This is a genomic window from Citrobacter sp. Cb041 (assembly GCF_030336655.1).
Classification (GTDB): Bacteria; Pseudomonadota; Gammaproteobacteria; order Enterobacterales; family Enterobacteriaceae; genus Citrobacter; species Citrobacter braakii.
Window position 1 is genome coordinate 447,956 of sequence record NZ_JAOWDD010000039.1, and the last position, 23,924, is coordinate 471,879.

Annotated in this window: 28 protein-coding genes; 12 read left to right on the forward strand and 16 right to left on the reverse strand. The window is 52.7% G+C overall.

The features are described 5' to 3' along the window. Window positions 1-229: 229 nt before the first annotated feature. The 11 genes from flgL to flgB form a co-directional block, all read right to left on the reverse strand. Window positions 230-1,183 carry a flagellar hook-associated protein FlgL gene (flgL, locus tag OGV52_RS15175; protein ID WP_016152634.1) on the reverse strand — a complete coding sequence of 318 codons (954 nt, stop codon included), beginning with the start codon at window positions 1,181-1,183 and terminating at the stop codon, window positions 230-232. 14 nt (window positions 1,184-1,197) lie between these two features. Further along, on the reverse strand, window positions 1,198-2,856 hold the full coding sequence (flgK, locus tag OGV52_RS15180; RefSeq protein ID WP_046274758.1) for a flagellar hook-associated protein FlgK: 1,659 nt from the start codon (window positions 2,854-2,856) through the stop codon (window positions 1,198-1,200). Window positions 2,857-2,920: 64 nt separating this feature from the next. Continuing rightward, window positions 2,921-3,871, reverse strand: coding sequence for a flagellar assembly peptidoglycan hydrolase FlgJ (flgJ, locus tag OGV52_RS15185; protein WP_200079580.1), 951 nt, complete (start codon window positions 3,869-3,871; stop codon window positions 2,921-2,923). Next, window positions 3,871-4,947, reverse strand: a complete 1,077-nt coding sequence (locus tag OGV52_RS15190; RefSeq protein ID WP_019076467.1) for a flagellar basal body P-ring protein FlgI — start codon at window positions 4,945-4,947, stop codon at window positions 3,871-3,873. Before OGV52_RS15190 ends, flgJ begins: the two co-directional genes overlap by 1 nt. A gap of 33 nt (window positions 4,948-4,980) precedes the next feature. Further along, window positions 4,981-5,679, reverse strand: coding sequence for a flagellar basal body L-ring protein FlgH (gene flgH, locus OGV52_RS15195; protein WP_016152630.1), 699 nt, complete (start codon window positions 5,677-5,679; stop codon window positions 4,981-4,983). A gap of 57 nt (window positions 5,680-5,736) precedes the next feature. After that, window positions 5,737-6,519 (reverse strand): flagellar basal-body rod protein FlgG, encoded by a 783-nt coding sequence (gene flgG, locus OGV52_RS15200; protein ID WP_003036202.1) that lies wholly within the window; start codon window positions 6,517-6,519, stop codon window positions 5,737-5,739. A 13-nt stretch (window positions 6,520-6,532) separates the two neighbouring features. Further along, entirely contained in the window at window positions 6,533-7,288 is a 756-nt protein-coding gene (locus tag OGV52_RS15205) for a flagellar basal body rod protein FlgF (protein WP_016156188.1), read from the reverse strand. A 20-nt stretch (window positions 7,289-7,308) separates the two neighbouring features. After that, window positions 7,309-8,562: a flagellar hook protein FlgE gene (flgE, locus tag OGV52_RS15210; protein ID WP_153690524.1), complete on the reverse strand. Its 1,254-nt coding sequence runs from the start codon at window positions 8,560-8,562 to the stop codon at window positions 7,309-7,311. Between the two features lie 26 nt (window positions 8,563-8,588). Continuing rightward, on the reverse strand, window positions 8,589-9,287 hold the full coding sequence (gene flgD, locus OGV52_RS15215; protein WP_016152627.1) for a flagellar hook assembly protein FlgD: 699 nt from the start codon (window positions 9,285-9,287) through the stop codon (window positions 8,589-8,591). 12 nt (window positions 9,288-9,299) lie between these two features. Then, a complete protein-coding gene (gene flgC / locus OGV52_RS15220; RefSeq protein ID WP_006685091.1) occupies window positions 9,300-9,704 on the reverse strand; it encodes a flagellar basal body rod protein FlgC in 405 nt (134 codons plus the stop codon). A 3-nt stretch (window positions 9,705-9,707) separates the two neighbouring features. Beyond that, window positions 9,708-10,124, reverse strand: coding sequence for a flagellar basal body rod protein FlgB (flgB, locus tag OGV52_RS15225; RefSeq protein ID WP_016152626.1), 417 nt, complete (start codon window positions 10,122-10,124; stop codon window positions 9,708-9,710). Between the two features lie 157 nt (window positions 10,125-10,281). On the opposite strand from flgB, the gene flgA reads away from it, so the two are divergent. The 3 genes from flgA to flgN all read left to right on the forward strand — a co-directional run bounded on the left by flgA (window position 10,282) and on the right by flgN (window position 11,754). Next, on the forward strand, window positions 10,282-10,941 hold the full coding sequence (gene flgA, locus OGV52_RS15230; protein ID WP_016156187.1) for a flagellar basal body P-ring formation chaperone FlgA: 660 nt from the start codon (window positions 10,282-10,284) through the stop codon (window positions 10,939-10,941). A 93-nt stretch (window positions 10,942-11,034) separates the two neighbouring features. Beyond that, entirely contained in the window at window positions 11,035-11,328 is a 294-nt protein-coding gene (flgM, locus tag OGV52_RS15235; RefSeq protein WP_016152624.1) for a flagellar biosynthesis anti-sigma factor FlgM, read from the forward strand. Between the two features lie 3 nt (window positions 11,329-11,331). Next, window positions 11,332-11,754: a flagella biosynthesis chaperone FlgN gene (flgN, locus tag OGV52_RS15240; protein ID WP_016152623.1), complete on the forward strand. Its 423-nt coding sequence runs from the start codon at window positions 11,332-11,334 to the stop codon at window positions 11,752-11,754. 84 nt (window positions 11,755-11,838) lie between these two features. Here the strand turns inward: flgN and murJ are convergent, their stop codons facing one another. From murJ to rimJ, 4 genes are all read right to left on the reverse strand, one after another. Next, complete coding sequence (gene murJ, locus OGV52_RS15245; RefSeq protein WP_016152622.1) at window positions 11,839-13,374, reverse strand: murein biosynthesis integral membrane protein MurJ; 1,536 nt, start codon at window positions 13,372-13,374, stop codon at window positions 11,839-11,841. A 223-nt stretch (window positions 13,375-13,597) separates the two neighbouring features. Next, the gene (locus tag OGV52_RS15250; RefSeq protein ID WP_287108726.1) at window positions 13,598-14,521 is read right to left on the reverse strand and encodes a Gfo/Idh/MocA family protein; all 924 of its coding nucleotides are present in this window, start codon (window positions 14,519-14,521) and stop codon (window positions 13,598-13,600) included. Window position 14,522: 1 nt separating this feature from the next. Continuing rightward, window positions 14,523-15,170: a YceH family protein gene (locus OGV52_RS15255; RefSeq protein ID WP_047359336.1), complete on the reverse strand. Its 648-nt coding sequence runs from the start codon at window positions 15,168-15,170 to the stop codon at window positions 14,523-14,525. A 34-nt stretch (window positions 15,171-15,204) separates the two neighbouring features. Then, on the reverse strand, window positions 15,205-15,789 hold the full coding sequence (gene rimJ / locus OGV52_RS15260) for a ribosomal protein S5-alanine N-acetyltransferase (RefSeq protein WP_006685101.1): 585 nt from the start codon (window positions 15,787-15,789) through the stop codon (window positions 15,205-15,207). A 259-nt stretch (window positions 15,790-16,048) separates the two neighbouring features. Here rimJ and mdtH point away from each other — a divergent pair, with 259 nt between their 5' ends. From mdtH to OGV52_RS15305, 9 genes are all read left to right on the forward strand, one after another. Then, window positions 16,049-17,257 (forward strand): multidrug efflux MFS transporter MdtH, encoded by a 1,209-nt coding sequence (gene mdtH, locus OGV52_RS15265; RefSeq protein WP_287108727.1) that lies wholly within the window; start codon window positions 16,049-16,051, stop codon window positions 17,255-17,257. A gap of 114 nt (window positions 17,258-17,371) precedes the next feature. Then, window positions 17,372-17,932, forward strand: a complete 561-nt coding sequence (locus tag OGV52_RS15270) for a lipoprotein (protein ID WP_200046480.1) — start codon at window positions 17,372-17,374, stop codon at window positions 17,930-17,932. A 106-nt stretch (window positions 17,933-18,038) separates the two neighbouring features. Then, window positions 18,039-19,085, forward strand: coding sequence for a dihydroorotase (pyrC, locus tag OGV52_RS15275; protein WP_049259720.1), 1,047 nt, complete (start codon window positions 18,039-18,041; stop codon window positions 19,083-19,085). Between the two features lie 65 nt (window positions 19,086-19,150). Beyond that, entirely contained in the window at window positions 19,151-19,396 is a 246-nt protein-coding gene (gene dinI / locus OGV52_RS15280; RefSeq protein ID WP_003036157.1) for a DNA damage-inducible protein I, read from the forward strand. 339 nt (window positions 19,397-19,735) lie between these two features. After that, window positions 19,736-19,990, forward strand: a complete 255-nt coding sequence (bssS, locus tag OGV52_RS15285) for a biofilm formation regulator BssS (RefSeq protein ID WP_003036154.1) — start codon at window positions 19,736-19,738, stop codon at window positions 19,988-19,990. A 114-nt stretch (window positions 19,991-20,104) separates the two neighbouring features. Continuing rightward, window positions 20,105-21,223 carry an N-methyl-L-tryptophan oxidase gene (solA, locus tag OGV52_RS15290; RefSeq protein WP_047501073.1) on the forward strand — a complete coding sequence of 373 codons (1,119 nt, stop codon included), beginning with the start codon at window positions 20,105-20,107 and terminating at the stop codon, window positions 21,221-21,223. A 52-nt stretch (window positions 21,224-21,275) separates the two neighbouring features. Then, window positions 21,276-21,389, forward strand: coding sequence for a YceO family protein (locus OGV52_RS15295; protein ID WP_003036148.1), 114 nt, complete (start codon window positions 21,276-21,278; stop codon window positions 21,387-21,389). 262 nt (window positions 21,390-21,651) lie between these two features. After that, the gene (locus tag OGV52_RS15300) at window positions 21,652-22,218 is read left to right on the forward strand and encodes a cytochrome b (protein ID WP_049282343.1); all 567 of its coding nucleotides are present in this window, start codon (window positions 21,652-21,654) and stop codon (window positions 22,216-22,218) included. Between the two features lies 1 nt (window position 22,219). Continuing rightward, window positions 22,220-22,795: a YceI family protein gene (locus tag OGV52_RS15305; protein ID WP_016152614.1), complete on the forward strand. Its 576-nt coding sequence runs from the start codon at window positions 22,220-22,222 to the stop codon at window positions 22,793-22,795. A gap of 46 nt (window positions 22,796-22,841) precedes the next feature. On the opposite strand, the gene trhO is transcribed toward OGV52_RS15305, so the two are convergent. After that, window positions 22,842-23,894, reverse strand: coding sequence for an oxygen-dependent tRNA uridine(34) hydroxylase TrhO (trhO, locus tag OGV52_RS15310; RefSeq protein WP_287108729.1), 1,053 nt, complete (start codon window positions 23,892-23,894; stop codon window positions 22,842-22,844). Window positions 23,895-23,924 lie beyond the last annotated feature (30 nt).

Consider the following 23,924-nt stretch of genomic DNA (forward strand, 5'->3'; position numbering starts at 1 on the left):
TCAAAGCCGACCTTCGGGTCGGCTTTTTTTTATCTCTGCTCTACACACTGACAAACTGAGAAGGCGTGGTTACGCTGGCAATCTTTAGCGGTGCGATTGCGCGGGTAATAAGATTAACGGGGAATCTGTCGCTGAGAAAATAACAGTGGCCTAAAAAAATGCCCGCTCCGGGGTGTTAAAGGAGCGGGCAGACAAACATATCCAGTTTCATGATATGTTCAAAAAGGTGTTACCGGTTCAGTTGAAATAGCGACATTCCCTGCATATCGGTAAACGTTTTGTACGATGCCTGCAGTGCGGCCTGCTGCATCACGTAGGACGAAATCGCTGCATTCCAGTCAACATCCACCAGATTGCTCATCTGCTGAGTCTGGCCCAATGCGCGATCGGCGCCCAGTGAATCCAGTGAACTTAGCTCGCTGAGCTGAGTCCCTAATTCTGCACGAACAGAAAGCACGTTATTCAATGAATTTTTCAGGCCACGACTGGTTTTATCAATGGCTGCAGAGGCGGTAGCTTTTGCCGCGTCATTGCCCTCAATCGGGGTTTTGAGCGCATCAATAGCGGTATCCAGCATTTTGAACAGGTTCTTTTCCTGAGTACCGCCGCCTGGTTCCGGTACGGCATTACTGGTCAGATTAACAAATACTTTATCGCCAGTATGACCAATCACCATGGTACGGGAGGCATCGACCTGCTGGGTCACATTTGTTGTACCGCCACTGTAAGCGCCATCTGCCTGAGCAAACGGTGCAGATTCTGTTTTATATCCGCCAAAAATATAGCGTCCATTACCGTCGGTGCTGTTCGCCAGGTTCATCAGTTGATCGCGGATCCCCTGCAGGTCGGTGGCCAGCGATGCACGGTCGTCATCGCTTAACGTGCCGTTCGCGGCATAGACAATTTTTTCCTGCGCGGTCTGAATTGCCGTCGTTACCTGACTCAGTACGTTCTCTTCCAGCGATACTTTTTGCGTCGCAAATGAACGCGCCAGCGTATATTGGCTGTTCTGCGCCTGAGCTTGAGAAAGCACCACGGCCTGCGAGGCGGCGATCGGATCGTCAGATGGGTTGATCACACGTTTGCCCGTTGACATCTGCTCGCCGAACTTCATCCATTCAGCCTGAGAGTTAGTGATGCCACGCATATTCTGCTGGTACATCATCTGGGTGCTGATACGCATTGTGTCCCTCTCCCTTAGCGAATATTAATCAGTGCATCAAACAGCGCATTTGCGGTTTGCAGCACTTGCGCGTTAGCCAGGTAATACTGTTGATAGCGTTGTAAGTTACCGTATTCTTCGTCGAGGTTGACGCCGGAAATAGACTGCTGCTGCTTATAAAGCTGCGTTACCACGTTGTTTTGGGTAATGGCGCTGGTTTTCAGCGTCGCGGTTTTGTTCCCGACATCGCTTACCAGCGTGGCATATGCATCGTTGAAGGTCTTATTACCCACGGTAGCTTTGGTCTGCAGATCCAGCAGTTTCTGACCGTTACGGTTATCGCTTTTTCCCTTATCAATATCCGGGTCCGGATCATTTTTTGAGACCTGGGCCATGGCGATTTTCGACTCATCGGTCACCATGACTTTCATATCAACAACGGCGTTACTGACAGGTTTCACTGTGAAGCTGTCATTTGCTTTTGCGCCAGCATTTACGGTGATTTCCATCCCGTCAAAGGACATCTTCCCACCGGTAACGGTAGCTTTGAAGCTGGTATTATCCGCCAGGCGAGTAACCTGCCAGTCCGTCCCGTCATAAACGATTTTATAATCGGTCGCCTGTACAGCAGAGCTGTCGGTAATCTTCGCGCTTAACGATCCTGTTCCTGTATTTTTAGCGTTGTTGAATACTGCCGGGCTACCGATAGCAAAGAAATCCTTACCCTGATCGCCGTTCGCGTCAAAACCCTCTTTATGCTGGGTGTTAAACGCATCGGCAAACGCCAACGCCAGTTGGCCCAGTGTGTTACGCGTCTGGTCAAGCTCTTGAGAACGGAAGGTCAACAGCCCGCCCAGTGAACCGGTATTCAACAGTTTTTCGGGAATTTCAACCTCGCCGGCAACCCCGTCGACGTAGGCCACTGTGGTTCGATTGGGATCGTCACTGGAGGGCACAGCCGCCAGCTGGCGTGCATTGCTGCCCTGCACCAGTGAATAGCCGTTCGCCATGGTTATGTTGTAAGTCCCACCGTCCTGAACGCTGACTTCTACACCGACAATCTGGTTCAGTTCACTGACCAGTTGGTCGCGCTGGTCGAGTAAATCGTTAGGCGATGCGCCCGCGCCGACGCCGGTCAGACGGGAAATCTGATCGTTGAGGCTGGCAATCTGTTTTGAATAGTTGTTGATCTGGTCAACGCTGGCCTTGATCGCAGTATTAACCTGCTTGTCTTGATCGCGCAGATACTGGTCGGTTGTTCTGAACTGGTTGACTAAACCATCAGCTTTACCGATCAGCGCCTGGCGCGCCGCCGGGTCTTCCGCGTTACTGACAAGCGTTTGCAGGCTGGTAAAAAAGTCCTGCATTGAGGTCGAAATGGAACTGGTTTTGCTGGAGAGCAGATTGTCGATTTTCGACATTTGTTCATAGCGCGTTGTCAGGCCGCTGCTTTGGTTCTGCGCGGCACGTAACTGATTCGTGATAAAGGAGTCATACTCGCGCTGTACGCCAGAAACATAGACGCCATTGCCAACCCAGCCCCCCGCACCCAGCGTGCTGTTCGCTTGCGCCATAATTGTCGTTTGACGGGTGTATCCGGCAACGTTATAGCTGGAGATGTTATTACTGGCAGAATTCAACGCGGCCTGCGCTGCGGCGAGTCCACTCATCGCGTTATTAATCAAGCTGGACATGGAGGTTCCTTGTAATCCTTCAATACTCGTTATTATCGGCAGCAGGTTGGTAGACTTGAGCTATTTAAAAGAGATTATCGATATTCGTACTGTAGGTTTTGCTCACTTTTTCGCTCATCGATTTCAACTGCTGGATCATGCTGGTTAATTTACGCGCATAGTTAGGGTCAGTCGCGTAACCGGCATTCTGCAAAGCCTGTGCCCCCTGCTCGGCGGTAGCAGCGGCGGTTACCGCCGCATAGCGCGGGTTACGCGATATCAGACCGACATAATCCGACAGTGCCTCAAGGTAAGAGCTATAGACGCGGAATCGGGCTTTCACCTTTTTCGCCTCGCCGTTTTCATATTCGGTGGTGGTGATTTCGGTGGTTGGGCCTTTCCAGCTTCCCGAAGCCTTCACGCCAAAAATGTTAAAGCTCGGTTCACCGTTCTCACGGCGGATTTGTCGCTGGCCCCATCCGGACTCCAGCGCCGCCTGCGCCAGAATCAGATGATGCGGAACCCCGCTTTGCTGACTTGCCAGCTTAGCCGGCAGCGATAGCTGGGCGAGGAAGTCTTTGCTGTCACCTGACAGCGGCTCATCATTGCTTTCCGTCGCGCGGGGAATGGCTTTACGGACCAGTTGCGTCAGCGCCTGGTTTTGATAGCTGGTCACCGTTTCCAGAGAGAACTTCATTGGCACCTGCGGCGCATCGTCTGCGGGTTGCGCCTGCCCTTCAGTCATCTGCTTAACCATCATTTCAGCCAGTCCCAGACCTTTACCTGCGGTCATCTGCTGCGCAATTTGTTGGTCATACATGCTGGTATACAAACGTGTCGAATCACTGCTAAAAACGCCATCTTTCGGCAGCGCTTCACGCATGCTTTTCAGCATCATTTGTACGAACATCCCTTCAACCTGACGGGCAACCGGGCGGATATTCGCCGCCGGGTCCTGACCCGCTTTCACTTTCAGTTCGTTCAGTGATTGCGCATCCCAGGCGGCACTGGTCAGCAGTTTGCTGTCACCAATCATTAGATGATTTCCAGTTTGGCGCGTAAGCATCCCGCGCTCTGCATCGATTGCAGAATGGACATCAGATCCATCGGCGTTGCCCCTAGCGCATTAAGCGCACGCACAACATTGTTCAGGTTGGCGCTGGAACGCACGCTTTGCAGCGAACCGCCGCTCTGGCGCAGATCGATCTGGGTTTGAGGCGTCACCACAGTCTGTCCACCCCCAAACGGTGTATCCGGCTGGCTGACGTTCGCCTGGCGGTTTACCGTTATCGACAAGTTGCCTTGCGCGACGGCACAGCTATCCAGCGTGACTTCACGGTTCATGACAACGGATCCGGTGCGCGAGTTGATAATCACTTTCGCATCCTGCGGCGTGACGTTCACCTCCATATTCTGGATGTCAGCAAGGAAACGCACCTGCGAGCTGTTGCCGCTTGGCACGCGTACCTGAATCGTCCGGGCGTCCAGCGCAGTGGCGCTACCAAAGCCGCGCGAACGGTTAATGGTGTCGGTTATCTGCTGCGCCATAGTGAAATCTTCATTATTGAGCTGCAGATTAATGGTGTTACCGCCGCCGAACTGGCTGGGTAATTCACGTTCGATGGTCGCGCCGTTGGTAATACGTCCGCCATTGAGCTGGTTTACCTGCACGCTGCTGCCACCCGCAGCAGCGCCTGCACCGCCTACCAGAATATTCCCCTGCGCCAGCGCATATACCTGGCTATCGACCCCTTTCAGCGGGGTCATCAGCAGCGTACCGCCGCGCAGGCTTTTGGCGTTCCCCATGGAAGAGACCACCACGTCAATGGTTTGCCCCTGACGACCAAAAGCAGGGAATTGCGCGGTCACCATCACCGCCGCCACGTTTTTCAGTTGCATATTGGTGCCGGTTGGCACGGTAATTCCCAACTGCGAAAGCATGTTGTTGAGCGTTTGCGTAGTAAACGGCGTCTGCGTAGTCTGGTCACCCGTGCCATCCAAACCGACCACCAGCCCATAACCGATCAACGAGTTTTCCCGCACGCCCTGAACGCTGGTCAGGTCACGAATACGGTCGGCATGCGCAAAGGTGGTTATCAGCACCAGTACCATTCCAACTAAAGATTTAAACACTGGCTACCTCGCTTACATCGGCGACAAGTTAAGGAAGAAACGCTGCAACCAGCCCATATTCTGCGCTTCATTGATGTAGCCGTTGCCGACATACTCAATACGTGCGTCCGCAACCTGAGTTGACGGTACGGAGTTGCTGCCACTGATGGTGCGCGGGTTAACGACCCCGGAGAAGCGAATGAATTCAGTGCCCTGATTAATGGCGATCTGCTTTTCACCCACAACATGTAAGTTGCCATTCACCAGTACCTGATCGACCGTTACGGTCAGCGTACCGCTGAAGGTATTGCTGGCGTTCGCGCCGCCTTTACCGTTAAAGGTGTTACCGCCTGAAGCTTCTACGTCAGCACGCTCGTTGCCAAACAGTCCTTGCAAATAACGCGGTACGGTATCAAAGCCAAAGTTGGTTTTGCCGTCGCGGCTAGCATTAGCCGAAGAACTTTTGCTCGCGCTGACGTTTTCCTGCAATACGATGGTCAACGTATCGCCAATATTGCGCGGACGGCGGTCTTCGAATAGCGGCTGATAACCGTAGTTAATCGGTTGGGCCGACTGGAAGATTGATCCATTCGCCACCGGCGTCGGGCCAGGAACAGGCTGGGCAGACGTTGCGCCCTGCACGAGGGGCGTGGCCGGGATCCAGGCGCATCCTGTCAATGAAACCACCAACAGGGCTAAAATTGGGTATGGGTGAAGCGCGTATTTTCGCATTGCGGTCATCTTCAAAATCAGTGTGCCGGTGAGGCTTTCACCCCACCGGGCCACACTTTAGAGTTGCGTCAGTTTTTGCAGCATCTGATCGGTGGTCGATACCGCTTTACTGTTGATTTCGTAAGCGCGCTGAACCTGGATCATGTTTACCAGCTCTTCCGCCACGTTGACGTTAGAGGTTTCAACATAACCCTGGTACAGCAGACCCGCGCCGTTCAGCCCCGGAGTGCTCTCATTCGGCGCACCGGATGACTGCGTTTCGGTGTACAGATTCTCACCAATGCTTTCCAGACCGGTATCGTTCATAAAAGTAGTCAGGTTAAGCTGCCCGACCTGAACCGGTGCTGCCTGGCCCTGCTGGGTTACGCTGACGATACCGTCGCGTCCAATGGTAATACTGAGCGAGTTAGCCGGGATGGTGATAGCCGGCTGAACCTGAAAACCACCCGCAGTCACCAGTTGACCGTTCTGATCCACCTGGAAAGAACCGTCACGGGTGTAGGCGGACGTGCCATCAGGCAGCATGACCTGGAAAAAGCCCTGCCCTTTAATCGCCACATCTTTACTGTTGTTGGTCTGCGACAGGTTCCCCTGGCTGTGTAAACGCTCGGTCGCGACCGGGCGCACACCGGTACCAATCTGCAAACCAGACGGCAGTGTGGTTTGTTCAGAAGACTGTGCGCCAGGCTGGCGAATCGTCTGGTACAACAGATCTTCAAAAACGGCACGTTGACGCTTAAATCCGTTGGTGCTGACGTTTGCCAGGTTGTTGGCAATCACATCCATGTTGGTTTGCTGTGCATCCAGGCCGGTTTTGGCGATCCATAATGAACTGATCATAAAATGTCCTGTATTAACTCATCGACAGCAGTTGGTTGGCGCGACCCGCGTTATCATCCACGCTACTGATAATCTTCATTTGCATTTCGAAACGACGGGCGTTGGCGATCATGTCACTCATCGCGGCTACCGGCTTAACGTTACTGCCTTCCAGCACGCCCGACATAACGCGAATGCTGGGGTCAGCCTGTAACGTAGCGCCACGGGTAGCCTGCGCGGCCTGGGTCAGACGGAACATACCGTCATCGCCACGTTGCACTTCACTCCCCGTGGCCTTCACCAGTTTCAGTCGCCCAACTGGCGCAACGGTGTTAGCCGGATCGCCAGGGTTGAGCGCCGAGATCGTGCCGTCTGCCGCAATGGTGACTTCTGAACCTTCCGGTACGGCTATTGGTCCGGCTTCGCCAATCACCGGGTGTCCCTGAATGGTCAGTTCCCCCGTAGGGCTTACCTGAATGGCGCCATTTCGGGTATATCCTTCGCTACCGTCCGCGGTCTGCACAGCCAACCAGCCATCCTGTTGCAGCGCCACGTCCAGCGGACGTGAGGTATAGTCCATCTGACCCGGCGTCATATCGGCCCCCGGCGTGGAGGCCACCACCAGCGTACGCGTCGGTAAAGACAATCCTTCAACGGGAACCGCGCGCAGCGCATTGAGCTGCGCACGAAAACCCGGCGTTGAGGCGTTTGCCAGGTTGCTGGCCGTCACCGCTTGTTGATTCAGCGTCTGACTGGCCGCGCCCATGGCGGTATAAATTGCGTGATCCATTAAGCCATCCCGTCAGGCGCTTAGCGCAGGTTGACCAGCGTGTTGAGGATCTGGTCCTGGGTTTTGATGGTCTGCGCGTTCGACTGATAGTTACGCTGGGCGACGATCATATTCACCAGTTCTTTACTCAAATCCACGTTTGATGCTTCCAGCGCGCCGTTGGTCAGCTTGCCGAAGTTACCCTCGCCTGCGGTACCCAGCAGCGCCACGCCGGAAGACTGAGTAGCTGCCCAGACGTTGTCACCCTGAGAAGCCAGACCTTCGTTGTTGGCAAAGTTTGCCAGCACGATCTGCCCCAGAACCTGTTGCTGTTCGTTGGAGTAGTTACCGACCACAGTACCGTCATTGTTAATCTGGTAGCTCACCAGGTCGCCCGGCTTATAGCCATTCTGATTCGTGGCAACGATGTTGTTGGCGCCAGTGTTCTGCTGCATGGAATTCAGGAAGCTCAGAGAGAAATTTGCCGCATCAGCACCGTTAATCTGCCCGGTTGTGATGTTGATTTCCTTTGGCCAGACGGTAGGAGGCGTTGGTACCGCCTCGGCGGCTGTGGCGCTAATCCCTAAGAACACACCATTTTCATTAAAGCGCATAAACCCTGCTGATTTTGCAGCGGCTCCGGTTGAAGCATCCTGTGTGTGAACTTCCCAGGTGTTGCTCTGCGCATTTTTGACATAAAAAATATTCATGTCGTGGGCGTTACCCTGGCTATCGAAAACGGTAACTGAGCCTTTTTTGTTGTAGGAATCCGCATCGCTTGGATTAAACGGGGTCTTCGTTGGCACCTTGTCAGTGGAGTTCAGGTTGATCTGCATTGACGCAGTCGTGGTGGTTTTAGCCGCCATCAGCGTATTCGGGATAGTGATCGGCGCCGGGTTAGCACCTTGCTGTATCGTTGGCGGTGTACCGGTAGCCGGATAGCCCGTCAGCTGTAGCCCCTGCATGTTGACGATATTGCGGTTTTCATCGAGCTTGAACTGACCGTTACGGCTGTAGAAAACGGAACCGTTGCTGTCTACCATGCGGAAAAAACCGTTCTGGCTGATAGCGACATCCAGCCCGCGACCGGTGTTGGTCGTGGTACCGTCGGTAAAGTCCTGGGTAATGCCCGCAACTTTAACGCCCAGACCTACTTTAGAACCGGCGAACATATCGGCAAAAGAGGCCGTACCGGATTTAAAACCGTAGGTGGCGGAGTTGGCGATGTTGTTACCAATGACATCGAGGTTGGTCGCTGCAGCGTTCAGACCGCTGACCGCTTGTGAAAAGGCCATGACTTACTCCTGATAAGTGTGAAGGCTTAAATGATCTGCCGTACTTCGTCGAGGGTGGTGGTTCCATAGGTGCCCAGATCCAGCGTATTACCGCCGTTGCTGCGAATAACGCCCTGCACCAGCGCAAACTGAAGCGGCTGAGCCACCAGTTGTGTTCCGCCATTACTGGCAGCAATTGACACGTTGTAAGAACCGCTTGGCGCATCCGTGCCATCGGTCATGGTGCCGTCCCAGGTAAAGGTATGAACGCCCGCTTTCAACCCACCAATATCAATGGTGCGTACCACCTTGCCGTCTTTATCGGTAATGGTTGCGGTAACCTTATCTGCCGGTTGCTGCAGTTCAACGCCAAACGGCGTAGTGGTGGTTTTTGCGCCCTCTTCCGTACCTTTACCGGTCAGGATGGTGGTGCCTGGGATCATGACACCGTGGCCAATCAGCGTACTGGCCTGCAGCGACTGACTGTTGTCGATCTGCCCGGAGATCGATCCCAGCGTGGTGTTCAGTTTCTCAATTCCGCTCACGGTACTGATTTGCGCCAACTGGGTGGTCAGTTCGTTGTTTTGCAGCGGGTTGGTTGGATCCTGGTTTTTCAGCTGTGCAACCAGCAGCGTAAGGAAGCTGCTTTGCAGGTCTGCGGCGTTGCTGCCCGTCAGTGAACTCTTCCCCGTTGCGTCATTCACACCCGTCGTGCTCGGGTCATTCATTTTTACAGCAATAGACATGTGCGCCTCCTTTTACTGGCCTAGCGTCAGCGTTTTGAGCATCAAGCTTTTCACCGTATTGAGCACTTCAACGTTTGCCTGGTAGCTACGCGAGGCTGACATGGTGTTGACCATTTCGCCGACGACGTCCACATTCGGCATTTTTACGTAACCATTCGCATCGGCCAGCGGATTACCGGGTTCATAAACCAGCTTATCTGGCGCCTGGCTTTCAATGACGTCAGCGACTTTTACGCCACCGGTTGCCGCACCTGGCGCGGCATCAACCTGAAAAACAACCTGCTTCGCGCGATACGGCTGACCGTCAGGTCCGGTGACGCTATCCGCATTCGCCATGTTGCTGGCTGCCACGTTCAGGCGCTTAGACTGAGCCGTCAGCGCAGAGCCTGCGATATCAAAAATATTTAACAGCGCCACGAATTAGTTCCCTCCTTGCAGCACGTTCATCATGCCTTTGATTTGTCCACCCAACGCGGTCAGCCCCATTTGATACTTGAGGCTGTTGTCTGCAAATTGCGTACGCTCCCGGTCCATATCTACCGTGTTGCCATCGAGAGACGGCTGATCAGGAATGCGGTAGAGCAGTTCCGTAGAAGGAGCGGAAACGGTCTGGGCCGGAATGTGTTGTGCAGAGGTCAGCGTCAACGAGACACCGCCGGTTTCTTCCCGTCCTCGCACCATGACTTTTTTTAATTCACTGGCGAAATCCAGGTCGCGCGCCTGATACCCCGGCGTGTCGGCATTGGCTATGTTGGCCGCCAATACTTCCTGGCGTTGGGCGCGCAAATTCAGCGCTTCCTGTTGAAAACGTAAGGCGGCGTCGAGCTTATCGAGCATATCTCCTCCGCAAATGACAAAATTCAGCCGACAGCTTAAATCCCATTACGCGCGCGTTATCGCCGGAATAAACGCAAAATGCGTCGCTATTTGTTGCGTTGATGACTGCGTCACACAGGTAGAATCCTGTCACTACCTGAAAAAGCGCGAGGTTTTGATGCAAACGTTTAAACGTGGAGTCGTCGTGGCAGCACTGCTGTTCAGTCCTATGACGCTGGCGCAAGACCTGAATTCACAGTTGACGGCATGGTTTTCCCAGCGTCTGGCCGGATTTAGCGATGAGGTCGTCGTTACTATCCGAACGTCGCCAAATTTATTGCCGAGCTGCGAACAACCAGCATTAAGCGTGTCCGGGAGTGCAAAATTGTGGGGTAATGTGAACGTGCTGGCGCGCTGCGCCAACGAGAAACGTTATCTGCAGGTGAACGTGCAGGCCACGGGAAACTACGTTGTTGCCGCCGCGCCCGTCGCTCGGGGTAGCGCCCTGACTTCGGCCAGCGTAACGCTAAAACGAGGTCGACTGGACCAACTCCCTCCGCGCGCCGTGCTGGATATGAATCAGGTGCAGGATGCCGTAAGCCTGCGCGATCTGGTGCCAGGTCAGCCGATACAGCTTTCCATGTTGCGCCAGGCATGGCGAATCAAGGCCGGTCAGCGCGTCCTGGTTATCGCCAACGGAGATGGCTTTCGGGTGAATGCCGAAGGTAAAGCGCTGAACAATGCCGCCGTCGCCCAGAATGCCCGAGTACGGATGATTTCAGGCCAGGTGGTGAGCGGTGTCGTCGATTCTGATGGGAATATTCTTATTAACCTATAATAGGTTAAAGATTTTTTAGCGTGTGCCGATAGATAAACAACCAATGATTACAGCGGGCCGCTATAGCGTAACCCCTCGATGAGGATAAACAAAATGAGCATTGATCGTACCTCACCATTGAAGCCAGTAAGTACCGTTCAGCCACGTGAAACCAGCGATGCGCCGGTACAAAAAACGCGGAAGGAAAAAACCACCGCCACCACCAGCACCAGCGTCATGCTGAGCGACGCCCAGGCCAAACTGATGCAGCCCGGCACCAATGACATCAATATGGAACGCGTGGAAGCACTGAAAACCGCGATCCGTAATGGCGAGCTGAAAATGGACACCGGAAAAATTGCCGACTCGCTGATCCGCGAGGCGCAGAGCTACTTACAGAGTAAATAAAGTATGACTCGTTTGTCAGAAATACTTGACCAGATGACGACCGTCCTCAATGACCTGAAAACGGTAATGGATGCTGAACAGCAGCAGCTTTCCGCAGGATATATTAACGGCAGCCAGTTACAGCGTATTACAGAAGAAAAAAGCTCTTTGCTGGCAACCCTTGATTATCTGGAGCAGCAGCGCCGTCTGGAGCATGACGCCACGCGCAGCGCCAATGATGAAATTGCCGAGCGTTGGCAGACCATTACCCGGAAAACACAGGACCTACGCGAACTCAACCAGCACAACGGTTGGCTGCTGGAAGGGCAGATCGAGCGCAATCAACAAGCGATTCAAGTGCTGAAACCGCACCAGGAACCGGCGCTGTATGGCGCAAACGGTCAAACCTCTGCTGCGCACCGCGGCGGGAAAAAATTCTCTATCTGATGCTAGCCTGATAACGTTTTGCTTATCAGGCCTACGCGTTTGTAGGCCGGATACGGCGTCATGCCGCCATCCGGCATTAATCTGTTACGCCGTCCGGCGCACAAACTCTTTCACTTTAAAGCCCAGCACCGCGAGTGCAGCGAAGTAAGCAGCAATACCGGCCACCACAACGGCCATCAGACGCAGCAGACGCCATAACATCGTTCCCTGCGACCAGTCCGGCATGATGTAGAGCATCCCAACCAGCGCCGCCGACATCACCAGCACAGAAATCACCAGTCGCGCCAGGAACCAAGCCCAACCCGGTTGTGGGGTAAAAATTTTCTGTTTACGCAGTTGCCAGTACAGCAGTGAAGCGTTCAGACACGCCGCCAGACCAATCGACAGCGACAGCCCGGCATGTTTCAGCGGCCCAATAAACGCCAGGTTCATTACCTGGGTCATAATCAGCGTGACAATGGCAATCTTGACTGGCGTTTTAATATCCTGGCGCGAATAAAAACCAGGGGCCAACACTTTCACCACGATCAAGCCAATCAAACCTACCGAGTATGCCACCAGCGCGCGCTGCGTCATCGCTGCGTCAAAGGCGGTAAATTTACCGTACTGGAACAGAGAAACCGTCAGCGGTTTGGCCAGAATCCCCAACGCCACGGCGCTCGGTAATGCCAATAGAAAACACAAACGCAGGCCCCAGTCCATCAGACGGCAATACTCATCATGATTACCGCTGGAAAAACTTTTGGACAGCGAGGGCAGCAGGATAGTCCCCAACGCGACGCCAAGTACGCCAGACGGAAACTCCATCAGACGGTCAGCATAATACATCCATGACACTGAGCCAGAGGCCAGAAATGAAGCGAAAATCGTATTGATGATCAGTGAAATCTGGCTGACAGATACCCCAAGGATCGCCGGGCCCATTTGCTTGACGACGCGCATCGCCCCCGCATCACGGAAGTTCACGCGCGGCAGCACCAGCATGCCAATTTTCTTCAGGTGCGGAAGCTGATAAATCAACTGTAGCACGCCGCCAACGGTAACGGCCCACGCCAGCGCCAGCACCGGAGGGTGAAAATAAGGCGCAGCAAACAGCGCGAAACCGATCATGCTGATATTCAGAAAGGTCGGCGCAAACGCCGGAATGGAAAAGCGATTCCAGGTATTCAGGATCGCACCCACCAGCGAAGCCAGCGAGATCAGCAGAATATACGGAAAGGTGATCCGTAGCAGTTGAGTGGTCAGCGCAAATTTGTCCGCGGTGTCGGCAAACCCAGGCGCGGTGACTAAAATCACCCACGGGGCAGCCAGCATCCCGGCGACCGTCACCACGGCCAGCGCCAGGGTCAACAGCCCGGAAACGTAAGAGACAAAGACGCGGGTCGCATCCTCACCCTGCTTACTTTTATATTCGGCAAGAATAGGCACAAACGCCTGCGAAAAAGCGCCCTCAGCAAAGATTCGGCGCAGCAGGTTAGGAAGTTTGAATGCCACAAAAAAGGCATCAGTCGCCATCCCTGCGCCAAAGATTCTGGCGACAATCGCATCACGCGCAAAACCCAGCACACGTGAAAACATCGTCATCGAGCTGACGGCTGCCAGCGACTTTAATAAATTCATCTATGTTGTATTCCAGACTCTGAGGCAAAACCCCGACAAACCTGCCCGTAGGTCGGATAAGGCATGATCGCCGCCATCCGGCACTTTTGCTGTGCCTGATGGCGACGCCGTAGCGTCTTATCAGGCCGACAAACCAGCCTATGGTTAAAAAGAGGTGTTATTTTTGAGTTGGCATATAGTACCTGGATTACAATGAATTACTACCGCCAGATGTTACAGGGGGTTATTCAGCCATCGCCTCCCGCCACAGCTTTTCGACAACGCGCTGGGCCAGCAGCGCCTGCTCACCTGCCGTCTGGGGAACCGTCTGATTTTGCACGCACTCAATGAAATGACGTGCGCATCCGGCAAAACCACGCTGTTCCAGGGTAGTTTGCCAGCCTGCTACCGGCTTGTGCACCACTCCTTGCCCGCGCTCTTCCCGCCATTCCCGCATATCCGTAACGTCAATCAGGCCACCATCCGTCACCGCCTGCACGCTCTCGCGCTGGCTACCGGCGCGGCGGTGCATACTGGTCGTTACCTGCATTTGCCCGGCAGAAAAATGGTGCTCCGCATAGAGCATCGCGCCGGATTCATTGGTTAACAGCGTACCGTTATTTAACTGCACTTTCTCTCCCGCCAGCCACAATGCGGTATCGACAACGTGCAGATAGTCGTCCAGCAAAGTGAAGCGCAGATCGTGCGGCCCGACGCTGTCCGTCCGGTGCTTATCCATGCGTACGGACGCCGCATTGCCCAACTGGGATTTGAGATCCTGATACAGCGGCGCAAATCGACGGTTAAACCCCACCATCAGCGTCAGCTTTTTCCGCTCGGCCAGCTCCACCAATTGTTCAGCTTCGTGCAGGTTTTCCGCCAGCGGTTTATCCACGCACACGTGAACCCCTGCATTCAGCAGTTCGCTGACCACCGCATAGTGCGTTGCGGTACTGGAATGGACGAAAACCGCATCGCAGGTTTGCGCCAGATTAACCAGTGAATCAACGTAGGGTATCCGCCAGGTATGACAGATACGCTGCGCTTTTTCCCGCGAAGGGGAAAATGCCCCTTCCAGCGTCCAGTCTGCACTAGCGCCCAGCACGGGCAGCCAGGCCTTTTGCGCAATCCCGCCGAGCCCGACAACGCCGATACGTAATTTATTCACATCAGTCTCCCAGGTGCGCTAGTAAGGAATCAAGCCGCTGCTTAAGCTCCGCGACGTCTGTTTCCAGCGCGTCAACGCGCGCCTGTAGATCGCCCGAAGCTGCCGGAAGTTCATCTGTGGTGGCCATCGCTTCATCAACGTCACCGCAAAACAGGTGCATATAACGGCTTTCACGTTTGCCCGGCTCACGCGCCAGGCGAACGACATAAGGACCATCTTCCCGGGTTGCCAGTTTCTCCAGTGTCGACTCTACTTCGGCCATGTCGCTGAATTCGTACATCCGGGAGGCGCGGCTACGTAGCTCACCTGGTGTTTGAGCGCCGCGCAGCAACAGCGTGGTAATGAGCGCGACTTCCCCCGCGCTGAGCTTAAGATTGCCAAACTCAGAGTTGCAGAAACGCTGCTCATATTTCGTGACGCGATTACCAAAGCCACTCACCGTACGCAGGAAATGCCGTTTCACCAGGTTATCAAGCTGATCCTGCACGTCGGATTCCGACAGGTTCATCACGGGTTCACGATTCGTTTTTTGATTGCAGGCGGTTACGACTCCGTTAACGGAGAGCGGATACTGTTCAGGTGTAGTCACTTGTTTTTCTAATAAACAGCCAATCACCCGTGCTTCGGTGGCGGTTAATTCGTATTTCATCGTCTTCTCCATTAATCATGGCTGCATCTGAAACTTAGCGGCCGGGGGTCCATTCTGATGTGGTCAACGCCGTCAGCACGTGATCGCGCCACTGCCCGTCAATCAGCAGGTAGTCTTTGGCATACCCTTCTTTTTCAAAACCCAGTCGCGCCAGCAGGTCACCGCTGCGTTTATTATGTGGCATGTAGTTAGCCATAATGCGGTGAATATGCTGCGTGCGCTGCATATAGCGGATAGCCGAGGTTAAGGCTTCATACATCAGCCCCTGCCCCTGCCACTTCTGTGCAATGGAGTAACCGAGATAACAGGCGTGGAAAGATCCCCGCACGACGTTCGAGAAGTTCGCGACGCCAATAATCTCTTTTTCTTCCGGATCGAGCAGCGCAAAGTAATAAGCGGTGCCCTGTTTATGAAACTCAGAGATCATGCTCAGACGCGCCTGCCAGCCTGACGGATAACAGTGGCTTTCATCGCGAATAGGCTCCCAGGGTTTTAAGAAATGACGATTTTCTGCGTAATAATCTGCCAGACGCCAGGCATCACGCTCATGCACTAAACGCACGACCAGGCGGTCCGTGGTTAAGCGCACTTTTGGCACGTTACTGCGATAGCCAAACATTCTATACCTACTCCTTCCCGTAACGTCTTCAATACGCTATTCGCATTACTATACCTGCGCAAATACGCCCTGTGAAAAGAGCAAAATGCCATTTTTTGAATTATTCACACATTTTGATGAAAACTCTCTATCAAGACGGACTTTTGATAAAAAAATATTGTCCCGCGAAGGGTGGGAAAAGCGATGACGACACCGCAGAATAGGAGGTGCTTATCTTTTAAACTCTATCCAGAGTGACGAGTTTTTCCCTGGAGGGGAAATGTCGCAAGTCTCGCAGGCAAGGAACCTGGGTAAATACTTCCTTCTTATCGATAACATGCTGGTCGTGCTGGGTTTCTTCGTCGTTTTCCCGCTGATCTCAATTCGTTTCGTCGATCAAATGGGCTGGGCCGCCGTGATGGTCGGTATCGCGCTAGGATTACGTCAATTTATCCAGCAAGGTTTAGGTATCTTCGGCGGTGCTATTGCTGACCGTTTCGGGGCAAAACCGATGATCGTCACCGGCATGCTGATGCGCGCTGCCGGATTCGCCACCATGGGCATTGCCCATGAACCGTGGCTGCTGTGGTTTTCCTGCTTTCTTTCCGGGCTGGGCGGCACGTTGTTCGACCCTCCCCGCTCGGCGCTGGTGGTCAAACTGATCCGTCCGGAAAAGCGCGGGCGTTTTTTCTCTATTCTGATGATGCAGGATAGCGCCGGGGCCGTGGTTGGCGCGTTGCTCGGCAGTTGGTTATTGCAATACGATTTCCGTCTGGTGTGTGCCACCGGCGCAATTTTGTTCGTTCTGTGCGCGGCGTTTAACGCCTGGCTACTTCCGGCATGGAAGCTGTCAACGGTGAAAATTCCGGTGCGCGAAGGAATGAGCCACGTGATGCATGACAAGCGCTTTGTCACTTATGTGCTGACGCTGGCGGGCTATTACATGCTGGCGGTACAAGTGATGCTGATGCTGCCAATAATGGTGAACGACATCGCTGGGTCACCGGCCGCAGTGAAATGGATGTATGCCATCGAGGCGTGCCTCTCTTTAACGTTGCTCTACCCGATTGCCCGCTGGAGTGAAAAACGCTTTCGCCTTGAGCATCGCCTGATGGCCGGTCTGCTGGTGATGTCTGTAAGCATGATGCCCATCGGCCTGGTCGGGAATTTGCAGCAGTTGTTCACCCTGATTTGCACGTTCTATATTGGCTCAATCATCGCCGAACCGGCGCGTGAGACCCTGAGCGCCTCGCTGGCGAATGCACGTGCCCGGGGAAGCTATATGGGTTTCAGTCGACTGGGACTCGCCATCGGCGGCGCCATTGGTTATATCGGCGGCGGCTGGCTGTTTGACATGGGTAAAGCCTTGGCACAACCTGAGCTGCCCTGGATGATGCTCGGTATTATCGGCTTCATCACTTTCCTGGCGCTGGGCTGGCAATTCAGTCTCAAACGCCCAACGCGTGGTATGCTGGAGCCTGACGCCTGATAGCCAATCTGGTGTACGCGCATTTTTCAGTTTTTTCTGCTGTTACCCGCTGCGCTGGTGCTCGATGATGCTTTGTGTCACGATTACACCACAAGCATCATGTTGAGGAACCCCATGAAAAAGTTTTTTTTTGCCGCTGCACTAATTGTCAGCGGCCTGTTGGTTGGTTGTAATCAACTCACGCAATACACGGTTAGCGAACAAGAGATTAATCAGGCCCTGGCGAAGAATAATAACTTTTCTAAAGATATCGGTTTGCCTGGCGTCGCTGAAGCACATATCGTACTGAACAATCTCTCCAGCCAGATAGGCCGTGAAGAACCCAATAAAGTGACGCTGACCGGAGACGCCAATCTGGACATGAACTCCCTGTTTGGCAGTCAGAAAGCGACCATGAAGTTGAAGCTAAAAGCCTTACCGGTTTTCAATAAAGAAAAAGGCGCGATTTATCTGCAAGAAATGGAAGTCGTGGACGCTACCGTCACGCCGGAAAAAATGCAGTCGGTACTGCAAACGCTGATGCCTTATTTAAATCAGTCGCTGCGCAACTATTTCAACCAGCAGCCAGCGTACATTCTGCGGGATGACAGCAGCCAGGGGGAAGCGCTGGCGAAAAAACTGGCGAAAGGCATTGAGGTGAAACCGGGAGAAATCATTATCCCGTTCACCGACTAATATGACAGAGGGCGCCGATGCGCCCTTTTTTTTTCGTGCAAACGAAAACGTTTCCGCTTATCCTTTGTTTCCGGCAAAAAAGACTATCCTCAGCCGGAGCATATTGATGACTGCACCATCCCAGGTTTTAAAGATCCGCCGCCCAGACGACTGGCATCTTCACTTTCGCGATGGCGACATGTTAAAAACTGTCGTGCCCTATACCAGCGAAGTTTATGGCCGCGCCATTGTCATGCCGAACCTGGCTCCGCCCGTCACCACGGTGGACGCGGCTATCGCTTACCGCCAGCGAATTCTTGACGCGGTACCTGCCGGACACGACTTCACGCCATTAATGACCTGCTACTTAACGGATACGCTGGATCCCAATGAGCTGGAACGTGGATTCAACGAAGGCGTGTTCACCGCCGCAAAACTCTATCCGGCCAATGCCACCACCAACTCGACGCATGGCGTAACCTCTATTGATGCCATCATGCCAGTGCTGGAGCGGATGGAAAAATTGGGTATGCCTCTGCTGGTGCACGGCGAAGTGACGCATGCGGATATCGATATTTTCGATCGCGAGGCGCGCTTTATTGAAACTGTGATGGAACCACTGCGTCAGCGTTTAACTGCGCTGAAAGTGGTGTTCGAACATATCACGACTAAAGATGCTGCCGAATACGTGCGCGACGGCAACGACCTTCTGGCGGCGACCATTACGCCGCAGCACCTGATGTTTAACCGCAACCACATGCTGGTCGGCGGGATTCGCCCTCATCTGTACTGCCTGCCGATCCTCAAACGTAACGTCCATCAACAGGCGCTGCGTGAGCTGGTCGCCAGCGGGTTTAACCGCGCCTTCCTCGGTACCGACTCAGCGCCGCATGCGCGTCATCGTAAAGAGTCAAGCTGTGGCTGTGCGGGCTGCTTTAATGCGCCGACCGCACTGGGCAGTTATGCCACCGTGTTTGAAGAGATGAATGCACTGGACCATTTTGAAGCCTTCTGCTCACTCAATGGCCCACAGTTCTACGGTTTGCCGGTGAATGAAACCTTTATTGAGCTGGAACGCGTGGAGCACCAGGTCCCAGAGAGCATTGCGCTGCAAGATGATACGCTGGTGCCTTTCCTGGGTGGCGAAACGGTACACTGGTCCGTGAAAAGCTAAAAAAAGTGTAGCCAACTGGCGAGAATAACTGTATAAATAAACAGTATATTCCACAGGGGGCTACTATGCGTATTGAAGTCACTATTGCCAAAACTTCACCTTTACCTGCTGGTGCAATTGACGCGCTGGCAGGTGAACTCTCCCGCCGTATTCAGCACCATTTTCCGGATAACGAAGGTAACGTTACCGTCCGTTATGCCGGCGCAAACAATCTGTCGGTTATTGGTGCCACCAAAGAGGATAAAGAACGCATCAGCGAGATCCTCCAGGAGACCTGGGAAAGCGCGGATGACTGGTTCATCAATGAATAAATAATGATATGCAGTGATGTTTGTTTGCCGGGTCGCCCCGGCTTTTTTATACACACCATCTTTTAATCAATAGTTCATTCCTTCTGACAAACTGATATTTTAATAATAAACTCCCGGCTATCTTTTAACCACAACACCAAAATAATTGTGCAACATGCTTAAAAAAAATGAATAACATGTCGGTTTGTTAGTCAGATAACGCTGAAAACGAAAATTTTATGTGCTTACCTCTTTAAATTTTCAATGAATACCCTTATTTATTGATATACTGAAGTTGCTTCAGAAAAAACGCATTGAACCTCGAAAACCGTTGTCTAGTAACACGAATTAGGGGGCATGATGGAAAAGAATAATGAAGTCATTCAGACTCATCCGTTAGTAGGATGGGACATCAGCACTGTTGATAGCTACGATGCGCTGATGCTGCGTTTGCACTACCAGACCCCGAATCGTCCAGACCCGGATGGGACTGAAGTTGGTCAAACGCTCTGGTTAACCACTGATGTTGCCAGGCAATTTATTTCGATATTAGAAGCAGGAATCGCTAAAATTGAATCCGGCGATTACCAGGTAAATGAGTATCAGCGACATTAAATCTGATACATCCAACCATCAAAAGGCACCTTTCCGGTGCCTTTCTTATTTCCAGGTTGAATATTCCGGGTCACTTATTTACCCTGCTACTATCGCGATTGCAGAGAGAAGCGGATGAAATACGACTTAATCATAATTGGCAGCGGTTCCGTGGGTGCCGCAGCCGGATACTATGCCACTCGCGCCGGTCTGAAGGTTCTGATGATCGATGCGCATATGCCACCGCATCAGCAGGGCAGCCACCACGGCGACACTCGATTAATTCGTCATGCCTATGGCGAAGGTGAAAAATATGTTCCGCTGGTGCTGCGTGCGCAAACATTATGGGATGAATTATCCACCCAAAATGAAGAGCCGATTTTTGTGCGCTCTGGTGTCATCAACCTTGGTCCGGCAGATTCAACCTTCTTAGCGACCGCGGCGCAAAGCGCAAAACAGTGGCAACTCAATGTTGAACAACTGGATGCAGCAGCCATTATGGCGCGCTGGCCAGAGATTCGCGTACCTGAAAACTATATCGGTCTGTTTGAAGCGGAGTCTGGTTTTTTACGTAGTGAGTTAGCGATTAAAACCTGGATCCGTCTGGCGGAGGAAGCAGGCTGTGCGCAGCTATTTAAATGCCCGGTCAGCGCAATTCGTCATAGTGATGATGGCGTCACGGTAGAAACCGCCGATGGTGACTATCACGCGCAAAAAGCGGTGATCAGCGCCGGAACCTGGGTACAGGCATTAGTCCCTGAACTACCGATACAACCGGTACGCAAAGTGTTCGCCTGGTATCAAGCCGATGGGCGTTACAGCGTTAAGAATAACTTCCCTGCCTTCACCGGGGAGCTACCAAATGGCGATCAATTCTACGGTTTCCCGGCAGAAAACGACGAGCTAAAAATTGGTAAGCACAATGGCGGACAGGTAATTCATTCGGCAGAAGAGCGCAAGCCGTTTGCCGCTGTAGCCAGCGATGGTTCTGAAGCCTTCCCATTCCTGCGTACAATACTGCCAGGCGTGGGTTGCTGTCTGCACGGTGCGTCCTGCACCTATGATAACTCACCAGATGAAGACTTTATTATTGATACTCTACCGGAGCATGACAACACGCTGATCATCACCGGGCTGAGCGGACATGGCTTTAAGTTTGCCTCCGTCCTCGGAGAGATTGCGGCTGACTTCGCCCAGGACAAATCGTCTGACTTTGACCTGACGCCCTTCAGGCTAAGTCGTTTTAAGCGATAATAAATGAATGGCCTCGTTGGTGAGGCCATTTTTAATGACAGGAATAACGTTGATGCGCCGCATCTTTCACTATCTGGTTAATAATATTCGCGAGCATCTTATGCTCTACATTATTTTATGGTCGCTGCTGGCAATTATGGATGTGATATATATTATGTTTTTCTGAACCCGCAACGCTGACACTAATTGACATAAACTGATATTAACTTAATTTTCATTGCAATTAACTGAACAAGAAAAATACCTTAACCCCCCAGAAACCACGCCTTAATGTCATCCATCCCTACTAATTCCTTGATGATTACTTCACAATTCAATCAATTTTATTGAATCAAAAACAAATATCATCATTATTGTTATTTATTAGTTGCATTAATGTCTTTTACGCGCCATTTTCATTCACTTCTGAAATATCTAACGGTGCACTTATGCAATTCAATAATACTCCACAACGCTATGGCGTGGTGTCTGCCGCTTTACACTGGCTGATTGCGATTGCTGTATATGGCATGTTTGCGCTGGGATTGTGGATGGTCACACTCAGCTATTACGACGGTTGGTATCACCAGGCCCCTGAACTGCATAAAAGCATCGGCGTTATGCTCATGATGGGGCTGGTTATCCGCGTCGTCTGGCGGTTGATCTCCCCTCCTCCTCCTGCGCTGGCAAGTTATTCCCGTTTCACCCGCATCGCGGCGGCACTGGGTCACCTCGCGCTATACACATTGCTCTTTTCAATTGTCATCAGCGGGTATTTGATTTCGACCGCTGATGGCAAAGCGATAAGCGTATTTGGTTGGTTCGACATTCCTGCCACCCTTGCCAATGCGGGCGCTCAGGCCGACCTCGCCGGTAGTCTGCACCTGTGGCTTGCGTGGACCGTGGTGGTTTTATCGCTTCTGCACGGACTGATGGCCCTGAAACATCACTTTATCGATAACGACGATACCCTGAATCGCATGTTGGGAAAATCGTCATCTGACTATGGAGCTTAAAATGAAAAAAAACCTGCTGGGACTTACACTCGCCTCTCTGTTATTCACCACCGGGTCAGCCGTGGCGGCAGATTACAAAATTGACAAAGAAGGACAGCATGCCTTTGTTAATTTCCGTATTCAGCACCTGGGTTACAGTTGGCTGTACGGCACATTTAAAGATTTCGACGGGACTTTTACCTTTGATGAGAAAAATCCCGCAGCCGATAAGGTTAACGTCACCATCAACACCAACAGCGTTGACACCAATCACGCCGAACGCGACAAGCACCTGCGCAGCGCAGATTTCCTTAACGTGGCCAAATTCCCGCAGGCGACCTTTAGCTCTACCAGCGTGAAGAAAGAGGGGAACGACCTGGATATCACCGGTAATCTCACCCTGAACGGCGTCACTAAACCGGTTACGCTGGATGCGAAGCTGATCGGTCAGGGCGGCGATCCGTGGGGTGGCACGCGTGCAGGTTTTGAAGCAGAAGGTAAAATTAAGCTGAAGGACTTCAACATCACCACCGATCTCGGCCCGGCGTCTCAGGAAGTCGATCTGATCATCTCAGTGGAAGGCGTCCAACAGAAGTAACGTATGAGTTGCCGGATGGGGCTAAAGCCGCCATCCGGCATGATGACTATTGCGCAGGGTCCGGAATACCCAGTTTGGTATTCAGGCGACCGCGTGACTTATTAAAGATTTTGTTGCCATTTTCACGTCCGGCGCGAAGACGACGTTGCTCTTCTTCCGGCAACTTACTCTCTTCGCTACACAATTCGCTACAGCAGCCGTTATACTTCTGCGCGCAGGCCGGACACTGGATAAACAACAGATGGCAGCCATCATTTTTGCAATTAGTATGGCTGTCGCACGCCGTTCCGCACTGATGACAATGCGCAATAACATCTTCAGAAATCCTTTCGCCCATACGCTCATCAAAAACGAAGTTTTTACCGACAAAACGCACAGGAAGCCCCTGTTCACGCGCCTTGCGGGCATATTCAATAATACCGCCCTCAATGTGCCAGACTTTGCTAAATCCGTTGTGTTTCATCCAGGCGCTGGCTTTCTCACAACGGATCCCGCCCGTGCAATACATAACGATTTTTTTATCTTTATGCGCCTGCATCATTTCAACGGCTTTCGGTAACTGGTCGCGGAACGTGTCTGCCGGGATTTCTAGCGCATTCTCGAAATGGCCCACTTCGTATTCATAGTGGTTGCGCATATCAATGAATACCGCGTCAGGATCGTCCAGCATGGCGTTTACTTCCGCCGCCTTCAGGTAATCACCTACGTTGCTGGCGTCAAATTGCGGATCGTCAATCCCATCCGCCACGATGCGTTCACGCACTTTCATGCGCAGCACCCAGAACGATTTACCATCATCATCCAGCGCGATATTCAGACGTAACCCGGCGAATGCGGGATCAAACGCATAAAGCTGCTGGCGGAATGCCTCGACGTTGCTTTGCGGTACGCTGATTTGCGCATTGATTCCTTCATGGGCAAGATAAACGCGCCCGAAGACGTTCAATGCAGTGAACATCTGGTACAGCGCATCACGCGTGTGCTGAGGATTGGCGATGGTGAAATATTTATAGAATGAGATCGTCGTGCGCGACTCGGTCTCAGCCAACATTTTGGCTTTGAGCGCATCGTTCGAAATGCGGTTGTGTAACACTGGCATGGTGTACGTATCCTGCAAATAGGGAGAAAA